16 protein-coding genes and 1 tRNA gene are annotated in these 18,630 nt (G+C 59.3%); 11 read left to right on the plus strand and 6 right to left on the minus strand.

The features are described from left to right. The first annotated feature begins 6 nt into the window (after window positions 1–6). Window positions 7–699 carry a dTMP kinase gene (tmk, locus tag QP305_RS01770; protein WP_284903586.1) on the plus strand — a complete coding sequence of 231 codons (693 nt, stop codon included), beginning with the start codon at window positions 7–9 and terminating at the stop codon, window positions 697–699. Beyond that, window positions 696–2,063, plus strand: a complete 1,368-nt coding sequence (locus QP305_RS01775; RefSeq protein WP_284903588.1) for a DNA polymerase III subunit delta' — start codon at window positions 696–698, stop codon at window positions 2,061–2,063. Before tmk ends, QP305_RS01775 begins: the two co-directional genes overlap by 4 nt. A 142-nt stretch (window positions 2,064–2,205) precedes the next feature. Here the strand turns inward: QP305_RS01775 and QP305_RS01780 are convergent, their stop codons facing one another. Then, on the minus strand, window positions 2,206–3,279 hold the full coding sequence (locus tag QP305_RS01780; protein ID WP_284903589.1) for a 2,3-butanediol dehydrogenase: 1,074 nt from the start codon (window positions 3,277–3,279) through the stop codon (window positions 2,206–2,208). Between the two features lie 196 nt (window positions 3,280–3,475). Between QP305_RS01780 and QP305_RS01785 the strand changes: the two genes are divergently transcribed. The 4 genes from QP305_RS01785 to QP305_RS01800 all read left to right on the plus strand — a co-directional run bounded on the left by QP305_RS01785 (window position 3,476) and on the right by QP305_RS01800 (window position 6,758). After that, on the plus strand, window positions 3,476–4,993 hold the full coding sequence (locus tag QP305_RS01785; RefSeq protein WP_284903590.1) for an alpha/beta hydrolase: 1,518 nt from the start codon (window positions 3,476–3,478) through the stop codon (window positions 4,991–4,993). 564 nt (window positions 4,994–5,557) lie between these two features. Continuing rightward, window positions 5,558–5,633 (plus strand) — tRNA-Thr (locus QP305_RS01790). Window positions 5,634–5,764: 131 nt separating this feature from the next. Then, window positions 5,765–6,280: a ClbS/DfsB family four-helix bundle protein gene (locus tag QP305_RS01795; protein ID WP_284903591.1), complete on the plus strand. Its 516-nt coding sequence runs from the start codon at window positions 5,765–5,767 to the stop codon at window positions 6,278–6,280. Between the two features lie 334 nt (window positions 6,281–6,614). After that, window positions 6,615–6,758: a hypothetical protein gene (locus QP305_RS01800; RefSeq protein WP_284903592.1), complete on the plus strand. Its 144-nt coding sequence runs from the start codon at window positions 6,615–6,617 to the stop codon at window positions 6,756–6,758. A gap of 176 nt (window positions 6,759–6,934) precedes the next feature. On the opposite strand, the gene QP305_RS01805 is transcribed toward QP305_RS01800, so the two are convergent. Beyond that, window positions 6,935–8,215 (minus strand): ATP-binding protein, encoded by a 1,281-nt coding sequence (locus QP305_RS01805; RefSeq protein WP_284903593.1) that lies wholly within the window; start codon window positions 8,213–8,215, stop codon window positions 6,935–6,937. A 716-nt stretch (window positions 8,216–8,931) separates the two neighbouring features. Here QP305_RS01805 and QP305_RS01810 point away from each other — a divergent pair. Beyond that, window positions 8,932–9,939, plus strand: coding sequence for a hypothetical protein (locus tag QP305_RS01810; protein WP_284903594.1), 1,008 nt, complete (start codon window positions 8,932–8,934; stop codon window positions 9,937–9,939). Window positions 9,940–10,083: 144 nt separating this feature from the next. Beyond that, window positions 10,084–10,992, plus strand: coding sequence for a GIY-YIG nuclease family protein (locus tag QP305_RS01815; protein ID WP_284903595.1), 909 nt, complete (start codon window positions 10,084–10,086; stop codon window positions 10,990–10,992). Window positions 10,993–11,125: 133 nt separating this feature from the next. Here QP305_RS01815 and QP305_RS01820 read toward each other — a convergent pair whose 3' ends face one another. The 4 genes from QP305_RS01820 to QP305_RS01835 all read right to left on the minus strand — a co-directional run bounded on the left by QP305_RS01820 (window position 11,126) and on the right by QP305_RS01835 (window position 14,608). Beyond that, on the minus strand, window positions 11,126–11,872 hold the full coding sequence (locus QP305_RS01820; RefSeq protein WP_284903596.1) for an amino acid ABC transporter ATP-binding protein: 747 nt from the start codon (window positions 11,870–11,872) through the stop codon (window positions 11,126–11,128). Then, window positions 11,865–12,533 (minus strand): amino acid ABC transporter permease, encoded by a 669-nt coding sequence (locus QP305_RS01825; protein ID WP_026429043.1) that lies wholly within the window; start codon window positions 12,531–12,533, stop codon window positions 11,865–11,867. The genes QP305_RS01820 and QP305_RS01825 overlap by 8 nt, the downstream gene beginning before the upstream one ends. Window positions 12,534–12,553: 20 nt before the next feature. Then, window positions 12,554–13,333, minus strand: a complete 780-nt coding sequence (locus QP305_RS01830) for a transporter substrate-binding domain-containing protein (RefSeq protein ID WP_284903597.1) — start codon at window positions 13,331–13,333, stop codon at window positions 12,554–12,556. Window positions 13,334–13,456: 123 nt separating this feature from the next. Then, on the minus strand, window positions 13,457–14,608 hold the full coding sequence (locus tag QP305_RS01835; RefSeq protein ID WP_284903598.1) for a trans-sulfuration enzyme family protein: 1,152 nt from the start codon (window positions 14,606–14,608) through the stop codon (window positions 13,457–13,459). Between the two features lie 472 nt (window positions 14,609–15,080). Here QP305_RS01835 and QP305_RS01840 point away from each other — a divergent pair, with 472 nt between their 5' ends. Genes QP305_RS01840 through QP305_RS01850 form a run of 3 tightly spaced genes read left to right on the plus strand, consistent with a single transcriptional unit; the run spans window position 15,081 to window position 18,615 of the window. After that, the gene (locus QP305_RS01840; protein WP_284903600.1) at window positions 15,081–15,602 is read left to right on the plus strand and encodes a PadR family transcriptional regulator; all 522 of its coding nucleotides are present in this window, start codon (window positions 15,081–15,083) and stop codon (window positions 15,600–15,602) included. Window positions 15,603–15,613: 11 nt separating this feature from the next. Beyond that, window positions 15,614–16,420, plus strand: a complete 807-nt coding sequence (locus tag QP305_RS01845) for an ABC transporter ATP-binding protein (protein WP_350309590.1) — start codon at window positions 15,614–15,616, stop codon at window positions 16,418–16,420. 8 nt (window positions 16,421–16,428) lie between these two features. After that, window positions 16,429–18,615, plus strand: coding sequence for an FtsX-like permease family protein (locus tag QP305_RS01850; RefSeq protein WP_284903603.1), 2,187 nt, complete (start codon window positions 16,429–16,431; stop codon window positions 18,613–18,615). Window positions 18,616–18,630 lie beyond the last annotated feature (15 nt).

Raw genomic sequence — 18,630 nt, forward strand, 5'->3', positions numbered from 1 at the left:
GCATAAATGCGCGGGGTGTTCATTACCTTTGAAGGTGGGGATGGAGCTGGGAAAACAACCCAGTTGCAGCTGCTTGCTGCGGCGCTTTCCGAGCGCGGGTATACGGTTGTGCAGACCCGGGAGCCCGGGGGGACCATGCTCGGTACCCAGATTCGGGAGTTGCTTTTGCACGGGGGCGCCGTCAGCCCGCGCGCCGAGGCGCTCCTCTACGCCGCGGATCGCGCCCAGCACGTCGCTTCCGTTATTCGCCCGGGTCTGGAGGCCGGGGCGGTCGTGCTCTCGGATCGCTATATTGATTCTTCCCTGGCCTACCAGGGCGGGGCGCGTGAGCTCGGCGCGGGAATCCGGGCGATATCCGAGTGGGCCACCGAAGAACTCTGGCCGGACCTCACCGTGCTCCTCGACATCCCGGAAAACGAAGGCTTAGCGCGCGCGGATGACGGCCACTACGACCGTATCGAGGCGGAAGGCCGGGAGTTCCACCGGGCGGTGCGTGAAAATTTCCTCGCGCTCGCGGCGGATAATCCGCAGCGCTACCTGGTGCTCAATGCGCGCGAGACTGTTGCCGAGTTGGCCGCTCAGATTATTGCGCGGGTGGAAACTCTGCTGGCAGGCCTGGAAAATCTGGCAAGCATGGAAAGCATGGAAGCCGTTGAGGGCCGCGGTGCGTGTCAGCAAGCCGCAGGAGACGCATCATGAGCGTTTTCGACGCGCTTATCGGCCAGCAGCCGGTTGCCGAGCTCTTGCAGCGGGCGGCCTGGGCCTCGCGGATCGGCGACCCGGAGCTGCCCGGCCCGGCCGCGGTTGCGTCCGATATGGACGCGGCGGGTGCTACCGGTCCGAACGCCGCAGCGTCCGTGGAAACGGAGCCGGATTCTAGTATTGCGCCGGTTTCTAGTACGACGGCGGATATTAGCAGCGCGGCAATGGCCCAAGCATGGTTGGTTACCGGGCCGCCCGGTTCGGGGCGCTCGGTTGCCGCGCTCGCTTTCGCGGCTGCCGTGCAATGCACCGGAGCTGTGCCCGGCTGCGGGCACTGCCATGCCTGCACCACCACGCTGGGTGGCACCCATCCCGATGTGATCCGGATGGATCCGCGCTCGGTGACGATCTCGGTGGAAGAAACCCGTTCGCTGGTGGCATCTTCCTATACGTTCCCCTCGGTGGGTCGGCGCCGCATCATCATTATTGAAGACGCGGACCGCATGCTGGAACGCACCACGAATGTTCTCCTCAAAGCAATCGAGGAACCCCCGCGCGATACCGTGTGGATTCTGATTACCGCTTCGCCGGAGGATATGCTCCCCACGATTCGATCCCGGTGCCGCCACGTGGCCCTCCAGGTTCCGAGCGTGGAAGCGGTCGCCCAGCTCCTGGCCGGCGAATTCGAGGTTGGTGAGCGTACGGCCCGCGCGACCGCCCGTATTGCGCAATGCCATATTGGCCGGGCTCGCGCTCTACTTCGTGATCCGCAGGTCGCGGCGGAACGCGCCGCGCTGCTACGGGAAACTCTTGATCTGAGCGGGACCGCCGACGCGGTGCTCGCCGCGCAGCATCTCCTCGATCACTATCCGGCAAGCGCGGGTGCGGCGTCGAAAAATACCGCGTCGAAATCCGCGCACTCCGGTACCGGAGCGAAAAAGGGCACGAAGGTGGCAGCTGATACCGAAACCGATACCGAGCTCGCGGAATTCCGGGCCAGTATTGGGTTGGGGGAGCGGGAGAGCGGTTCGGCTTCGCAACGCGCCCAGATACGCGCTTTTGAGGAACAGCGGAAAAAGCGGGCGGTGCGGGAGGACCGCGACTACCTGGATCGGGCCATGCTTGATGTGCTGGCGCTCTATCGTGATGTGCTGGCGGTGCAGGTCGATGCCGGCGTCGAACTTATTAACGCCGATTTCGAAACGCAGATTATCGCGGCCGCGGCGGCCTCCACCCCGGAGCTCTCGGTGGCGCGCATGGACGCGGTGGCGCAGGCGCGGCGCCGGCTGGCCGCGAATGTTGCTCCGCAGCTCGCCCTCGAAGCGATGTTTATCGACCTGGCTTCGCCGATTCTGGCGTAACTATCTCGGGCGCACTAACGGGCCGGCAGAAACCTTCCTTTGGGGATGTGCTTCCGTACCGGCCCGTTAGTTCGCGCTAGCGTTCGCCGGCTCGCGCGCTAGCGTTCGTTCGCTAGCTCGCGCTACTCCTTACCCCATCGAACTACTTCATCGAAACAAGGATCTTCACTTCGCCCGGGTTGCCCTGCAGGCGCTTGTAGCCATCCTCGACGATGCGATCAGCGGTGATCTTCGAGGTGATGAGCGGCTCCAGGTTGACCTTGCCTTCCTGCACCAGCTTGATGGATGGTTCGTGATCATTGCAGTAGCCAATGCACGCGCTGATGGAGCGTTCGGGCATCATAATGGCACCCATAAGATCCAGCTCGAAGGGATGGACGTGCAGGGCCACCACTTCGAGGTGCCCGCCGGTGGTGAGCACGCTGAGAAGCTGATCGGCCACCGCGGAAATCCCGGCGCAATCGAAAGCGAAGTCCGCGAGCACGCCGTCGGTAAATTCCTTCACCTTCTCCAGCAGATCCTCTTCCGCCGGGTTGACGATCAGATCGGCAACCCCCACTTCCTTGAGCTTGTTACGGCGAATTTCGGAAGGTTCGGACACGATGGTTTTCACACCGTAAGCCTTGAGGACCGCGGCGGTGAGCAGCCCAATCGGACCGGCCCCGCCCACCACGGCCACCTTGTCTTCAGCCTTGCCGAAAGCGGCGCCGGCATGTGCAACCGCGTGATGGCCAACGGAAAGCGGCTCGATAAGAGCGGCCTGATCAAGCGGAATATCGCCAACGTTATGAACCCAGCGTTCCTCCACCACGATCTTTTCAGCCAGGCCGCCCCCGCGCCCGGAAATCCCAATGAATCCCATTTTTTCGCAGAGGTTGTACATGCCCTTCTTACAGGCCGGGCATTCCCCGCACACCATAAAGGGTTCCACGGCAACGCGGTCACCGGCCTTGACCTTGGTGACACCTTCGCCGACTTCATCCACAGTTCCGGAGAATTCGTGGCCGAAAACCACCGGAAGAGTTTCTCCGGAAATGGGGTGGGGTTCATCAGCCGAGGGAGCCGGTGGCATGACTCCATCGAAGTACAGGTGCAGATCAGAGCCGCAAATACCGTTGTACGCCAGGGAAATCTTCACGGTTCCCGGCCGGAGTTCAGGTTCAGGAATATCCTCAAGCCGGACGTCTTCCTTGCCGTAGTAGCGAATAGCCTTCATTCTTCCTCCTTTACGTGGGCACGCAGGTTGGGGCGTGGACGCGACATTCTCAATATGTGTAGTGAGCGTCACATTCAGTCTGTCAGAGGGTGACCGCCCGCGCAATGCCCGAGACGCGAAAATGCAGTAATTGCACGGCTAGCGAAATTATGGCGGCCTCCTGCCTATTACCAGCTTGCTCCCGTACGCTAGACACGTGAAAAGAACTCTTGCTGCTCTCGGCGCCGTGCTGTTTTTAGTCTCCGGGTGTGCCAATAATGCCCTGGTGCGTGGCGGCACCGGCAATACCTCCACCGGCGGGTTGCCCGAATATCCGGCGCAGCTCGCCCGGTTCTATGAGCAGCGGGTGGAATGGACTTCTTGCGGCAAAGATCAATGCGCTCGCGTCCAGGTTCCCATGAATTATGAGGACCCGGAAGGGGCGACCATCGAATTATCGATGCGGAAACAAGAGGCGAGTGGCAGCGCCGTCGGCTCTATTTTTATTAATCCTGGTGGCCCTGGGGGTTCGGGTCTTGATTTGCTCCCCACAGCCTCGATTTCTCTGGGCAAGGATGTTGTCGAAAAATATAATGTCATCGGTTTTGACCCGCGCGGGGTGGGCGAATCCACCCCGATAACCTGTTTCACGGATGCGGAATTGCAGCAGCTCGTGGATACCACCTACCCGGATTCCGATCCGGAGGCGGGCGCGAAAGAGGCCGCGGATGCGCGGCGGGTGGCTGAACGCTGCAAGGAGAAAAACGGCGAGTATCTCAAGTACGTGGATACCCGTTCGGCGGCGCAGGATCTCGATGTGTTGCGCCACCTGGTGGGGGACCGCTCGCTCAACTACCTGGGCTATTCGTACGGCACGTTCCTGGGCGCGCAGTATGCGGATCTTTTCCCTGCTCACGTGGGGCGTATGGTGCTCGACGGCGCCGTCGACACCACCTTGGGTACGGCCCGCCTTGCCACCGATCAAACGCGTGGTTTCGAAGAATCCGCGCGCCGTTTCGTGGAATGGTGCCAGCAGGAACAGGGTTCGCGCTGCCCGTTGAAGGGGAGCGTGGATGAGAGTATCGCGCATATGCGCGGTATTATCGACGCCGCAACCGCCACCCCGATCCCCACCGGGAATCCGAATATGCCGCTTACCGGCGCGCAGGCGCTATCGGCTTTCACTATTCCGTTCTACAGCAAGATGCTGTGGCCGGTGCTCATGGAGGGAATTTCGGAGGTCGATAAGCAGAATAAGGGAACGGTTCTCCAGCTCATCGCCCTGACCGGGCAGAACCGCGATCCGAGCGACGGGCATTTCCTGGATAATTCCACGGAAGCGAATTGGGCTATTAATTGTGCGGATTACCGGCCCGCCACGGATGCGGAACTGGAGGAAGCCTCCCGTGCTACCAAGGGCGGCCCGCTGCTCGGGGATGCTTACGCGGGTTCGGATCTGTGCCAGGTGTGGCCCACCCAGGCGAAGGAGAATCCGGGGCCCTTCCGCGCGGCCGGTGCGGCACCCATTATCGTGATCGGCACCAAGTATGACCCGGCTACCCCGCAGGCTTGGGCGAAGTCCCTCGCTGAGGATTTAGAATCCGGCGTGCTGGTGACCTGGGAAGGTGATGGGCATACCGCTTTCGGGACCGCGGGCCGGTGCATCGATGATCCGATTCGCCAGTTTTACCTCACCGGAGCCGTCCCGGAGAACCTCAATTGCCCGGCGCGTTAGCGTGGTGAGCGCGCGATTCGCGGCGAGCGGCCGGCGGGGTGAGTGAGGTGCGTGAATGCCGGGCTGCGCGGGCCGGGGCGTGCGCTTGATATCGGCCTATCGTCCCAGGCCAACATGGAATTGCTGCAAATTTCACGAAGTTACGGTCCCGTAGTGAAGTTGTACACATAAATAGGGAACGCAATTCTTTGCTCCCTTAGCGCCGGGGCGTTATGCTTGTATGTGCTGACGCGGCCATTCTTGAATAGGCTTTCAAGCAGGGCTGATTGTCAAAAACTTTATAGGCCTGAGCCGCCGGTTGTGGTGGTCGGTGTGCTCATCTGGGGATGTTGTAATCCCCATGTTGCTCCCCGAGGCGAGTTCATGTGACTCTCGCCCCGGGGAGCAACACTTTTCTTTCCTTTCTTTTTACGACGACGCCGCGCCTGCCGCCCGGTTGCCCTACCCCGCCTTCAACGTTCGCTAGCTCACGGCGCCGGGGTTTGCGTGCCCGTGCGCCGGCCGGGTAGTATGCATCTGTTGCCTTGTGAACTGGCCGCATACGCGGCTAGCCGCGGGTAGCGTGCCACCTTAGCTCAGTCGGCAGAGCGATTCACTCGTAATGAATAGGTCGAGAGTTCGATTCTCTCAGGTGGCTCCAACTTTTACGTCGGATTTAATAAGTCTGCGTTTGCGTTAGCGGGTGTCGCATTTCTCGTAATCAGGCATAGGTTCATGGTTTAATGCTCTAGCGGAGCGTGAAAATAACGCTGCTTCACAAGGAGGTGTGCGGTGAGATCATATGAATCTGGCACTGAGCTGCAGGTGGAGATCGCTGAGCGCGGCAGTCTATTTCTCGGCGAGTTCGCCGATGTTCCTGACGATGGTTGGGATCAGCTGGTTGATGGTGTTGATCGCACGCCCCGGCAGATGATCGCCTACCAGGTCGGCTGGATGGAATTACTGCTTGGCTGGGAACGTGACGAGCAATCCGGTCTTGAGGTAGTGACTCCGGCAGCTGGCTATAAATGGAATCAGCTGGGTGGCTTGTACGAGTCGTTTTATCAGCGCTGGGAACATGAACCTGCTGAAGAGTTGATTGACCAGTTCGGGACCTTGCTCGGTGAGGTGGTCCAGATGGTGGGCGGTCTAACTGAAGCGGAGTTGTTTGAGTCTGGGCAGCGGGCGTGGGCGTCTTCCACGCCGTCGGCGTGGCCGGTGTGGAAGTGGGTGCATATCAACACGGTCGCCCCGTTTACCACGTTTCGCACCAAGATTCGCAAGTGGAAGAAACTGGCTGCCTGCTAGCCGATGGGTACAGTGATTTCGGTGCCTTTCCTGAATGCAAACTGGTTCAAAGCTATAGGAGAACCAATGGAAAAAGTTGTTGACTGTCGAGAGTGCCTAATTGTTTGTGTGTGAGTAGTGTTTATGAATCAGCCGCCCGCAGATGACCACTGCGAGGGGAACCGAGAAAAGCAGAAGTAGCCCAAAAGATATTGCCGGCATCTTGAGCGCGTGCGGAAATAGCGCACCACCGGCGGTTGGGAAATACAACAACAAGCCCAGAGTGATGCTGGAAAGCGTAGCGACGAGGGACAGTCCGTGCTTACGCACAAGTACTCCAATGAGGGCGAGAGATATGAGCGTGAGCAACATGCAAGCTACTACCAGAGCAGTGATGACGCCGTTCCTGAGGAAGAAGCTGGCCAATATCGTCAGGAAGCTCATTTCCAACACTGATGCAAAAGAAGCAGTAGCCGCATTCGTTTCCGCTACGCAGTAAAACAACCCGACGGCAACAAGCTGAGAACAGCCTATGAGCGCTAAACACTTCACGAGGGGCGTGATTCTCGGTGGGGATGACGACCGATGCCCGCGGTTACGCTCGTTCACATCTCACCTCCCCATCATTGCGCACTTTACCGTTGCGCATCACCGCTGGGCTAGAGCAAACGCTCGCTAAGGCTTAAGCGCTGCCAAGGGAACCACCAGCACGCCGTCGTCACGTTGATAAGCCACTTGAGTTCCGGTGACCACAAGCAAGAATGCGGGTTCACCCTCGTGGGCGGTGTTGATCCGTTGCGCGAGCTTCTTAAGATGCTCGGCAGCTTGGTCGATTGACTGTTCCCCTAGTTTCACCTCAACCAAGGCCCAGCGCCCATCATCTAAGACCAGGACGGCGTCGGCCTCTAAACCTGTTTTATCGCGATAGTGGTAGACCTGGCCACCCAAGGCATCAACATAAACCCGTAGATCGTGCACGCACAGAGATTCAAAAAGAAGCCCGAAAGTTTCCCAATCGGTCAAAAGTCGCTTCGGGGTGGCATTGAGCATAACGGCGGCCAGCGATGGATCGCAGAAATGGCGCGTTGAGCTGGTGCGAACTGCCGTTTTCGAGCGCAGGCGCGGATTCCACGCGGGTAAATCTTCGAATACAAAGGCCCTATTTAAAGCATCCACATAATCAGAAACGGTATTGCGCGCGGGCGGTTCTCCCTGCATATCCTGCGCGATGGTAGCCAGCGTCGCCTGAGAAGAAACATTGCGGGCGTAGGAACGCAAAATTGCCTGAGCCCAGGTGCGGTTTCTGTTAATTCCGTCGATCTGCGCAATATCGGTGTCTAAGAGAAGCTGGATATACTCCTTCGCCATATCAAGGGCGGTGCCTTCGTCTTTTTCGGTGACGGCTTCGGGCCAACCGCCCCGGCAAATTGCGAAAGCAATTCGCTCAATATCGAAATTGACTAAAGCACCGATATCGTGCCGGCCGTCAAAAAGCTCGGTAAGAGAAACCGCGCCGCTTGATTCCCGCGTTTCCCACAGGGACATGGTGCGCATAGTGATCCGCGCGAATCTTCCAACACCCGAGTGACTTGGCATCTCAGATTGGCGCGGCGTCGAAGAGCCCGTCAAAATAAATCTGCCGCGGCCATGCTCCCTATCGATGGCGTAGCGCACTGCATCCCAGAGCTGGGGAGCCATCTGCCATTCATCAATCAGGCGCGGGCTTTCACCTTCCAGAAGGAGGGACGGTTTTGAGAAAGCAAGTTGAAGGTAATCAGCGGAACGATCCGGGTCTTGCAAGTAGATAGCGCTCGCCGCTGCCTGTTGTGCGGTAGCGGTTTTGCCGCACCACTTCGGGCCTTGGATATGTACAGCTCCAGCTACTTTGAGCTTTCGTGCCAGGAGACTGTCGGCTACCCGAGGTAAATAGGCTGGAGGGGTTGAAGAATCGCCCATGTGGATACCCTCCTTTCACTCTCGTTATCACATGTTAACACGCTGTTGTGCAAGTTGGACGGTTTCTGTTGTGCAAGTTGGACCGTTTCTGTTGTGCAAGTCGGATCGATGCGTTAGTGGCGGTCGAAAAGTAGCCCAGGGCCAACGGTCGAAAAGTAGCCCAACCGAGAAGAGTTGGATGGGTTGCTTTCGAAAGCTGGTTGGCGAGGTGCTTCCCAAGGTGTTTATCAGGCTCCTTAATGAAGCTTCTGACTGCTCCTACAGTTTTCATTCAGTTTCGTCAGATTGCATCCTTCGTGGCTGACCATTGGCGGTGGTAAATTCGTCACACCGAAATATCTGCACCTTTTACCGTCCGGAAATCAATCGAGGGTCTTGCTATAAAGGTCAATGCGCTAGAACGTATCCATGCAGGTTGCAGCACTTTCGGGGTCGCTAAAAATGCTACAGTGACCCGCAGGGTCGTCAAGGGATCCGGCGAAAATCAACTATAAAAAGATTGGAAATATATCGCCCTTATATCACGTTATTTAGTCCCAAAACTAAGCATGTTTGCGTGTTAACATGTGAAACGATTTAGGTGTCGAGCCCGCGTCCCTGCTGCTCACTGGATGTGTGAAACTACCGCTCATTCCACACTGCCACCCACTGCGAGGCGCGGGACGGCACGTGAGATGTGAATGAACCATTATTTGTCCTGGAAATGGGGTGAATGAATGAAGAAAGCCTTGCTCCGATCACTCGCGGGAGTTGCCGTCGCCTTTCTCTCTTTGAGTATGGTCACCCCGGTAGCCTTTGGTCTGGGGATTAATGAGCGACTGGAAAATGGCACGGCGCTGCTCGAGAAATCCTCACACATGAGCATCCATTCGGATTGCGATAATGGCGCAACCAGGCTTAGTGTTACGGAAACGAAACGGAAGTACCGTCTCAAATTCTCTATGAAGGTCGTTCTCACGGATGAGCACGGCACGCCTGGCTTCTGGGCACCCTTTCTGAAACTGCGCATCAATGACACCTATAACTGTAAGTGGCGCCCGAAACCAGCCGCCAGAGATGAGGAGGGGAATCCCAAAGTTTCTCTGGGTATACCGCATGACTTCAATTGTGATGGTGAGCTTGACCTAACGAGCGATGCCGAAGCTGGCAAGCCGATAAGGATAACGTACCTCGCGCGCGAGACGCGCTGGGGGCGCTGGCAAAATGTTGGAACTACCACTTTGGCTGTAGAAAACCACGTCCCTAAGTACCAGCTCAAAATCGATGATAACTACTACGGTGAACCAACAACCTTTGAGGACCTCAACCTCAACGTTCCAAGCGATAAGTTGACTGCGGGAACTAAAGTATCGATAGTTACGCGAACTCAGGATACGGAAGACGTGATTGCCTCGACGGTGCTGAGTGGCGATGCGATGTGCCCACCTCCAGATGTTGATAAGCCCGAGCCTGCCGAACCCGAGAAAGATCAAGAAGGTGGAGAGACACCCACTCCTGATCCGATGCCAACGTCGGGTGTGAGTACTCCGCCGTCGGCTCTACTCATTCCCTTACCGAGCTCCACGTCGACGCCGAGTCCCACGCCCACCCCGAACCACCCGCGTAATACAGGCGGCACCGGCAAGAGCTTGGCCCATACCGGCTCGGTTACCCTGCCCTTGGCTGCGTTCGCCTGCACCCTTATGGGCGCGGGCATCATGGGTCTGCGAAGGCTGCGTGAATAACGAACCCCGGCCGTCTCCAGCCCCGCAGGCTTCTCTCTCGCATAGAATCTGAGAGGAGCATTGGCAAATCGGGAGAACCTAGGCGCGGAACGCAGTTACCTCTAGGCAAACTCCAAGTGGAACCCACGGAAAGGCACTGGTGGCATGGTACGCGGCAAAGCGATTGAGCTGTTCTTGGTGGATGGCACGCCCGGCGGGATCATGACGGCAAGCATCGCCGACTGGACGGGCGTCGTCGTATCTGCACGCCGCGACCAGTTATCGGAACTGCTGCACCGCGAGGACGCCCACGGCAACGGCGTCTACCTCCTCCTCGGCGCAGACCCGGACGCCATCGACAACACCTGGTGCTACATCGGCAAAACCGAAAATTTCAGCGAGCGCCTGCGCACCCACGACCAGCGCAAACCGCAGTGGAACCGGGTCGTCATTATCGGCAGCATGCAAAAATCTTTCAACGAGGGGCATTGGGGCTACCTGGAGTCGCGCCTCGTGGATATTGCCCAGGCCGCCGAGCGCTGCTCCATGCCCGATAATAAGCAGGTCCCGCGGCTGCGCAAGCTGTCGGAGGGGCAGCAGGCCTCGGCGGAATCCTTCCTGGATAATGTTAAGGTCATTCTTCCGATTCTCGGCGTGAATGTGCTGCGTTCGCGTTCCACGATTCCCGCTGCTCCCGCTCCCGAAACGCCCGCGTCCACGTCCGCGCTATTCCACCTGCGCCAGGCTAATAAAGGGGTGGATGCCACGATGCAGCTGGTGGATGGCGAGTATTTCGTTCTCAAAGGTTCGCGCGTCGTCGCCGAATGGCAGCTGCGCGGCGCTTCCGAATCGACGCTCCGTTCCTACACCAGCTACGCCGCGCTGCATCACAAGCTCGTCGACGATGGTTCCATAAAAATTTCCGGCAGCGCCGCGGTTCTCACCCGCGATATTGCTTTCGGTTCACCTTCCACCGCGGCCGCGGTGATCCTGGGGCGCTCTTCGAACGGCCGGCGCGAATGGCTCGCGGAAGACGGCCGCACTTTCGGCGAATGGGAGGCGGATAACGCCTAGGAGCGCGCGCGGGTGCGCGCGATATTAGTACGACGACGCCGCGCCTGCCGCGCCGCGTGCCCGCTTGGCTATCACCGCAACCCGCGCCGCGCCAGAAACCGCCCGGTGCCGCAAGCCCCGCCGCGCCGCGCTCCTACAAGTTTTCTGACGGGTCGTACACCGATAGGAATTTCACGATGCGCTCGTTGTTCGAGGTGAAGAAATCTTCCGGGGCGCCCTCGTATTGGATGTGGCCCGCGTCCAAGAAAACCACCTGGTCTGCCACGCGCCTGGTGAAATTCATATCGTGGCTCACCACGATCAAGCCCTGACCCTGGCGGGCCAGTTCGGATAAAACCTTGGACACTTCGGCCGCGAGCTCCGGATCCAGCGCTGAGGTTGGTTCGTCGCAGAGCAGATACTTCGGGCGCATCGCTAGCGCGCGGGCGATTGCCGCTCGCTGGGCCTGGCCGCCAGAAAGCTCGGCAGGATAAGCATCTGTTTTCGCACTGAGGCCAACTCGCTCAAGCAAAGCGTCGCTGTCGGCACGCGCGGCTTTCGGGTCTTTTCCGTGCAGTCGTGGCGCAAGTTCAACGTTCTCGCGGACGGTCAGGTGCGGGAACAGGTGAAAACCCTGGAAAACCATGGCGGAATGCGAACGGATTTTTTCTTTATCGGTGCGTGTGACCTGCGCGGGGAAGGTGAGCAAGAAATCCTCAACCCGGATGCTCCCGGAATTGGGGATCTCCAGCAGGTTCAACGTGCGCAGCAGCGTGGATTTACCGGAACCGGATGGGCCCACGATCACGGTGGTCTTGCCGGGAGAAAAGCTCGCGGTGACGCCCGCTAAGGCGTGGATATCAGTGCCGAATGTTTTAGCTAGGTCTTTAATCTCAATCATTTTTCACCACGTGCTTGGAGGTTTTCTTTTCCAGGTATGCCTGCAGCCAGGTCAGCAGCGTGCAGATAGCGAGGTAAATCGCCGCAACTTCAACGTAAAGTACCAGGGGCTCATAGACGCGCGCGGTGATCTGCTGGCCGATCTGGAAAACATCGGAAATAGTGATAACGGATGCCAGCGAAGTCGATTTCACCAGGTTCACGAACTCGTTACTGATAGAAGGAAGCGCGATCCTCCAGATCTGCGGGCCAATAACGTGCCGCAGTGTTTGCCAATGCGTGAGCCGCAAGGTGGATGCGGCCTCCCACTGGCCGGAAGGGATGGAGAGCTGAGCCCCGCGGATTCCCTCGGAAATATACGCGCCGGTATTGAGCGAAAAAGTGATGATCGCGGCGAGCCAGGCCGATAGCGTGATGCCAACCTTGGGAAGCCCGAAAAAGACGATAAATAGCTGTACGAGGAGCGGGGTGCCGCGGAAAATCCAGACATAGAACCACGCTATGGCCCGAGCTATCCGACTCTTCGATAGCCGCAGCTGGGCGGTGATGATGCCCAACACGAGCGCAATCGCGAAAGAAATGAGCGAAAGCGGAATCGTAACTTTTAACGTGGCTTCTAAGAGTTGCGGAAAAGACTCGAGCCATAGCGTGATCGTATTCATGACGTACCTTTTATATGGGCTTAGTTAGGCGAAATATCTTCGCCGATGTACTTTTCGAAGATCTGTGCGTACGAGCCATTGCTGAGGCCCTTGGCAATAGATTCGTTCAGTTTGTCCTTGAGGGGATCGGAGCCCTTGGCTAGCATGACCGAAATCTGGACCGGCTCGCCGCCGGGAACTTTGATGCCGTCCAGACCGGTAGCGGTGGTCTTCTTCAGGAAGTCAGAAACCGTCACCACGTCGTTCACCGTGCAGTCTGCCTGGCCGTTAATGACCAGCTGGGTTGATTCTGAAAAACCTTGGGTGGGTACGATCTCGGCGCCGGCCGCGGCGGCAGTCTGGCCGTAGTCGGACGAGGGAGTCTGGGCGCACTTCTTGCCTTTCAGATCCTCCAACTTGGTAATACCGGCGCCCTTTTTCACCAGAATCTCGGAACGAGAAATGGCGTAAGGGTTGGTGAAATCGTATTTCTGCCGGCGTTCTTCGGTCGGGTTAATGTTATTGATGACGATGTCATATTTGCCCGTATCAAGACCGGCAATGAGCGAATCCCATTTTGTTTCAACGAATTCGGGTTCAACGCCGAGATCTTGGGCGATGAGCTTGGCAATTTCTACTTCAAAGCCCACCAGTTTGCCCGATTCGTCATGGTAGCCGTAGGGCACGAAGGTGCCCTCGATACCCACTTTGAGTTTTCCGGATTCTTCCACCTGGGCGAGCGCGTCTTTCTTGGCTCCGCAACCGCTCAGTACGGTCGCAGCGGCAAGGCCGGCAGCCAGCACCTTAAATATTTTCTTCATTGTGGTTCCCTTAATTGATGGTTGGGGTGATTAATAGTTTGGGTACCTGATGGTTCCCTTTGATCGATGGGTCGGGTATTTGATGCTTCCCTCAATCGAGGGTTCAGATAATCGATGGTTCCTTTAATCGATAGCGGACAGGGCATTTTCTAGGTCGGCCTTGAGGTCGTGAGCATCCTCAATACCAACGGATAAGCGCAGCAGGCGATCAGAGATGCCCGCCTTTTCGCGTTCTTCCGGGGTGAGATTTTCGTGGATCATGCTTGCCGGGTGGCAGATCAGAGTTTCCACGGAGCCCAGGGAAACCGCGAAGCGCATAAGCTTCAAATTCTTTGCGAAGGCATGGAAGTCGATACCTTCAGCGAGCTCGAAGGCGAAGAGCGCGCCGTCGCCGCGGGATTGGCGCGCGTGAATCTCCTTTTCTTTGGGGGAATACCAGCCCGGAGCCAATACCCGGGAAACTGCAGGGTGATTTTCAAGGTAGCCCCGCAGGATTGCGGCGTTTTCTTGCTGCCGGTCGAGCCTGATAACAAGTGTTTTCAACCCGCGCAGAATCGAATAAGAATCGAAGGGGGAGAGGGGATTGCCCAGTGCCTTGGAAGCGATTTTCAGGCTGGCGTACCAGGCGTCGTCGTTCGTTAATATGAATCCCGCTAAAACGTCCGAGTGCCCACCAAAATACTTTGTGCCCGAGTACACCACGGCGTCTGCGCCCAGTTCCAGGGGCTTTTGCAGGTATGCGGTTGAGAACGTATTATCCACAACTACCTTGGCATTAACCTTTTTCGCCAAAGCCACGACATGTGAAATATCGGTCACCCGCAGGGTGGGATTCGTTGGTGATTCCAGAAATACCAGCGCGGTATCCTCGGGAATCTCGGTCAATTCGTTGAAATCGTCGACGAACTCGGCAGTTATCCCGCGGCGGGCGAAAAATTCATCAACAAAGAGGAACGTGCCCCCGTACACCGATGAGGTAAGCAAAACCCGGTCGCCTGTGGTCAGGGAGGAAAATACCGTTGCGGTTGCGGCCATTCCGGTGGCGAAAGCCAGGGCGTGCTCGGCGCCTTCCACGTACGCAACCGCGGATTCCACAGAGCCGCGGGTCGGGTTGGAGCTGCGCTGATACCCGTACGGTCCGGCCGAGCCGTCGGTGGGCTGCTCGAACGTGGAGGCCAAATAAATGGGTGGGATGACCGCACGGTACTGGTCATCCGGGCGCGATGCGGAGTAATCGTTAACAACTCGGGTGGCAAAAGATAGGTTTTTAGGCATAGTTAATCCATTTTTGGGTGTTTTGGGTGCGTGAAATTGCGGATACTGCTATCCGAAAAATGAGGGAATTGTGCCCACTACGGGCGATGTGGCGATGAAAATGCTCTAGCTGAATTTAGCGGCACATACACATTCGCATGCACATACACATGCAGGTACCCAGAGCCATGGAGGCGGATACGAATGCAGCGGTGTTATGAGCCATGGTTGAAAGGGTAATGGCAAATCGCGCGAGACGCAAACTGGGTGAGGAAAACCGTTTGTGGTTTTCAACTCGTTGAGCTGCGGTAATAACGACGACGCCGCGCCTGCCGCGCGGTATGCCCGTTTGGCTATCACCGCAACCCGCCCGGTGCACCTGTTTTTCGCTCCAACTCTCCCTTGCGCCCCGCACTCCTTGCGCACCCCGCACCCACCACTATACACTCGGTGACTAGTAGAACTAGTTACTGAGTGAATAGTTGGTATCGGAATGGAAGTTCAGTACGCATTCCTCGGTTTGCTTACCCGCGAACCGAATTACGGCTACGAGTTGAAAAAGCTCTACGACCGCTACTTCGCGGGCGATAAGCCGATTTTGGCCGGTCAGGTGTACGCCACCCTGGCGCGGCTGGCCCGCGATGCCAAGGTGGCGCAGGTGGATGTTCACGAAAGTTCGGGTGGCCCGAGCCGCACGCGCTACGCCCTCACCACCACCGGGGAGCGCTCCTTGCGTGAATGGCTCGCCACCCCGGAAGTCCCGGCGCTCGCTCTCCAAGAAGACCTCTATTTCAAAACGATTCTTTCGCTCCTCGTCACCGGCGATGCCTCCGGCTACCTCAAAGCGCAGCGGGCCACCCACCAGCAGCGCATGCGCGAACTCACCACCCGCAAACAAAACGCCCCGCTGGCCGAAAAACTTCTTCTCGACAGCGCCATTTTCCATATCGAGGCTGATCTGCGGTGGATCCAATTGACCTCCTCGCGCCTCGACCAGCTCAAGGAGGAGCTATGAGCAATACCGCTATGACTAGCATCGGCACGGGCGCACCAAGCGCTACGGGAGCACCGAGCGCGAGCAATATCATCCTTTCCGCCCGCGACCTCGCGAAAAGTTACGGCAAAACCGCGGCCTTGCGCGGCGTCAGCGTGGATATTCGCCGCGGGGAAGTCCTGGCCATTATGGGGCCCTCCGGATCGGGCAAATCGACCCTGCTCCACGCGCTGGCCGGCATCGAACTTCCCGATAGCGGCACGGTCACCTACTTCGGCCCGGTCCCGGCGGACCGGCGCAGCGCTCCGGATGCCGCGGCCGCACGCCAGCTCGCGAGCCAGTCCGGCGCCCCGGCCCCCGAAACCCACCCCCGCGAGCTCACCGCGCTTTCCGATAACGACCGCACCCGGCTGCGCCGCGAGGATTTCGGCTTCGTTTTCCAATTCAGCCAGCTCATCCCGGAGCTCACCGCCCTGGATAATATCGCGGTGCCGCTCCTCCTGGGCGGCACCAAGAAGCGCGCCGCCTACGCCACCGCCTACCGCTGGCTCGAACGCGTCGGCCTGGCGGACCACGCGAAGGCCCTACCTGGCGAAATGTCCGGCGGGGAAGCCCAACGCATCGCCATCGCCCGCGCGCTGAGCCCGCACCCCAGCATCCTTTTCGCCGACGAACCCACCGGTTCCCTCGATTCCCTCAACTCTGAATACGTCATGAGCGGCCTGGTCCAACTGGCCCGCGAACACGCCATGACCGTGGTGCTCGTCACCCACGAACCGACCATCGCCGCCTACGCGGACCGCGAGATCATCGTCCGCGACGGAATCCTGGAGGCATAACCATGCATATGGCCTGGATCGTGGTACGCCAATCCCTCAGCCGCACCAAAGGCCGCCTCGCCCTCATTACCGGCGCGGTCGCCTTCGGAACCGTCCTCCTGCTCGCCTTCGCGGCCTTCACCCACGCCACCCTGGATCGCACCGCCGAATCCTGGGAGGACACGCTGCACGATGCACCTTTTGCTTCGGATCTGCCCGCAGCTGCGGCGTCGTCGCACATAAAAATGTATCGCCCCGGTATCGATGACCTTGCGGTGATCGGTGGGGCGCAGGTCGAGGTTGTGTACGTGGACGCGGCCGGGGTGAGCACTCCGGCGCAATTGCACGGCATTACCTGGCCGGGCCGCGGCGAATATCTGCTCTCGCGCGGGACCCGTACCCTGCTGGAGACCAGCGCGAATCCGGCGGTCGCCAACCGCTTCGGGCGCGTGGATCGGGGCACGCTGCCGCAGGAGCTTACCAACGGCCCGGACGACCTCCTCGCTGTGGTGGGCACCGATCTGAGCGAAGTGGAGGATGCCCGCAGCCTCGCTTCCTTTGATACACCCGGCTCTAGCGGAAGCGACCCGAATTTCATTCTGCTGCTCATCGGGCTGGTGGTGCTGCTGTTCCCGGTGCTCTTCCTTATTTCGATTTCGGCGGCGCTCGGCAGTGCTCAGCGCGAACAGCGCTACGCTACCTTGCGCCTGGTGGGCGCTACCCGGCGGCAGGTGCGCGGGATTCTTATTCTCGAGGCCCTGGTGGGAGCGGCGGCCGGGTACGTGCTGGGCGCGGCGCTTTTCGCGGTGGCGCGGCCGCTTCTCGCGGAGATTCCGCTGGCGCGCGGGCGCTATTGGGCCGAGTCCCTCGAGGTCACGCCGCTGGCTTACGCGCTTGCCGCACTCGCGATTATTGCGATGGTGGTGGGTGCGAATCTGTGGGGGCTGCGGCGCATCGATGCCACGCCCCTGGGGGTGGTACGACGACGCCGCACCCTCACCCGCCCCTCTCCGCTCAGTTTCGCGGGTATCGCGCTGGCCTGCGCGATCTTTGGCTATCTGTATGTCACCAGCGAGCCGGATAACGCCACCGGCACCGAACAAAATCTCTTCCTGATTGCGCTGGTCATCATGATGCTCGGCCTGGTGGTGGCGGCGCGCTGGCTGATCTACGCGTTGGCCGGTCTGAGCGCGCGCTGGGCGCGCCGAGCGCCCATGATTATTGGCCAAAAATACGTGCGGGCGCATTCGGGGCGGATTGCCCGCTCGGTTTCCGGGGTGATCCTCGCGCTTTTCGCCGGTACCTTCTTTATTACCACGGTTTCTGAAGTGGATTTCCTGGGCGCGCAGGTGCCGACTGTGGCGGAAAAGATGCCGGCTACCACCGCGGTGCTCGCGAACCTCAGCCCGGAGCAGGCCGAGGCCGCGGCCCGGGCGATTCCCGCGAATGTTCCGGGGGCCCAGGCTCTCACCGTGCCTTATCTCGCGCGGTCCTGGGTGGTGCTTCCTTGTGATACCGCCGCTCGGGCTGTGGGACTCACGTGCCAGGGCAGTGGCGTGATCGGCGTGAATTTCTGGGATCTGGCGGATGCGCCGGGCGCCGTCGTCGAAGCTTCCGATGCCACGCAATTAGCCGAAACCGTGCAGGGGAGTTACAACGCGTATATTTCCGGGGAGGCGAGCGCGGTGCTGCTGGAGCTGCGCGAGCCGGGAGATATTGAGGCCGTGCGCACGGCCCTCATGAATGCGCAGCTCACCGAGCCGGGCGGCGTGTTTGTGTTCGCCGGTGGGCGCGGTATCGCGGTGGCGGTGGATAAGACCGTGGAGACGATGACGTACCTCGTCTACGCCGGAATTGCCCTGACTTTTGCGGTGGCGATTGTGTCGCTGCTGGTCTCGACGTACGCGGGGTTATTGGAACGACGCCGCTCTTTGCTGACGCTGCGCCTGAGCGGCATGCAGGTGCGCCAACTGGCCGCCATGCTCGTGGTGGAGTCGGTGCTCCCGCTGGCGGTCATCGCCACGATCACAACAGCGGCCGGTTTCGGGGCGGGCTGGCTGCTCATGGAGATGCGTTCCGTTTCCCTGGATGCCTCTTTCTCTCCTGTGCTGCTGGTGGCTTTGTTGGCCGCGCTGGTGCTCTCCCTGCTCGCGGTCCTGGCGCTGGTGCCCGCGCTGCGCCGGGTAAGCGAGCCGGCCAATAACGCCCAGGAGTAGCGCGCGGGGTTCATG

This window comes from Actinotignum timonense (assembly GCF_030216305.1).
Taxonomy (GTDB): domain Bacteria; phylum Actinomycetota; class Actinomycetes; order Actinomycetales; family Actinomycetaceae; genus Actinotignum; species Actinotignum timonense_A.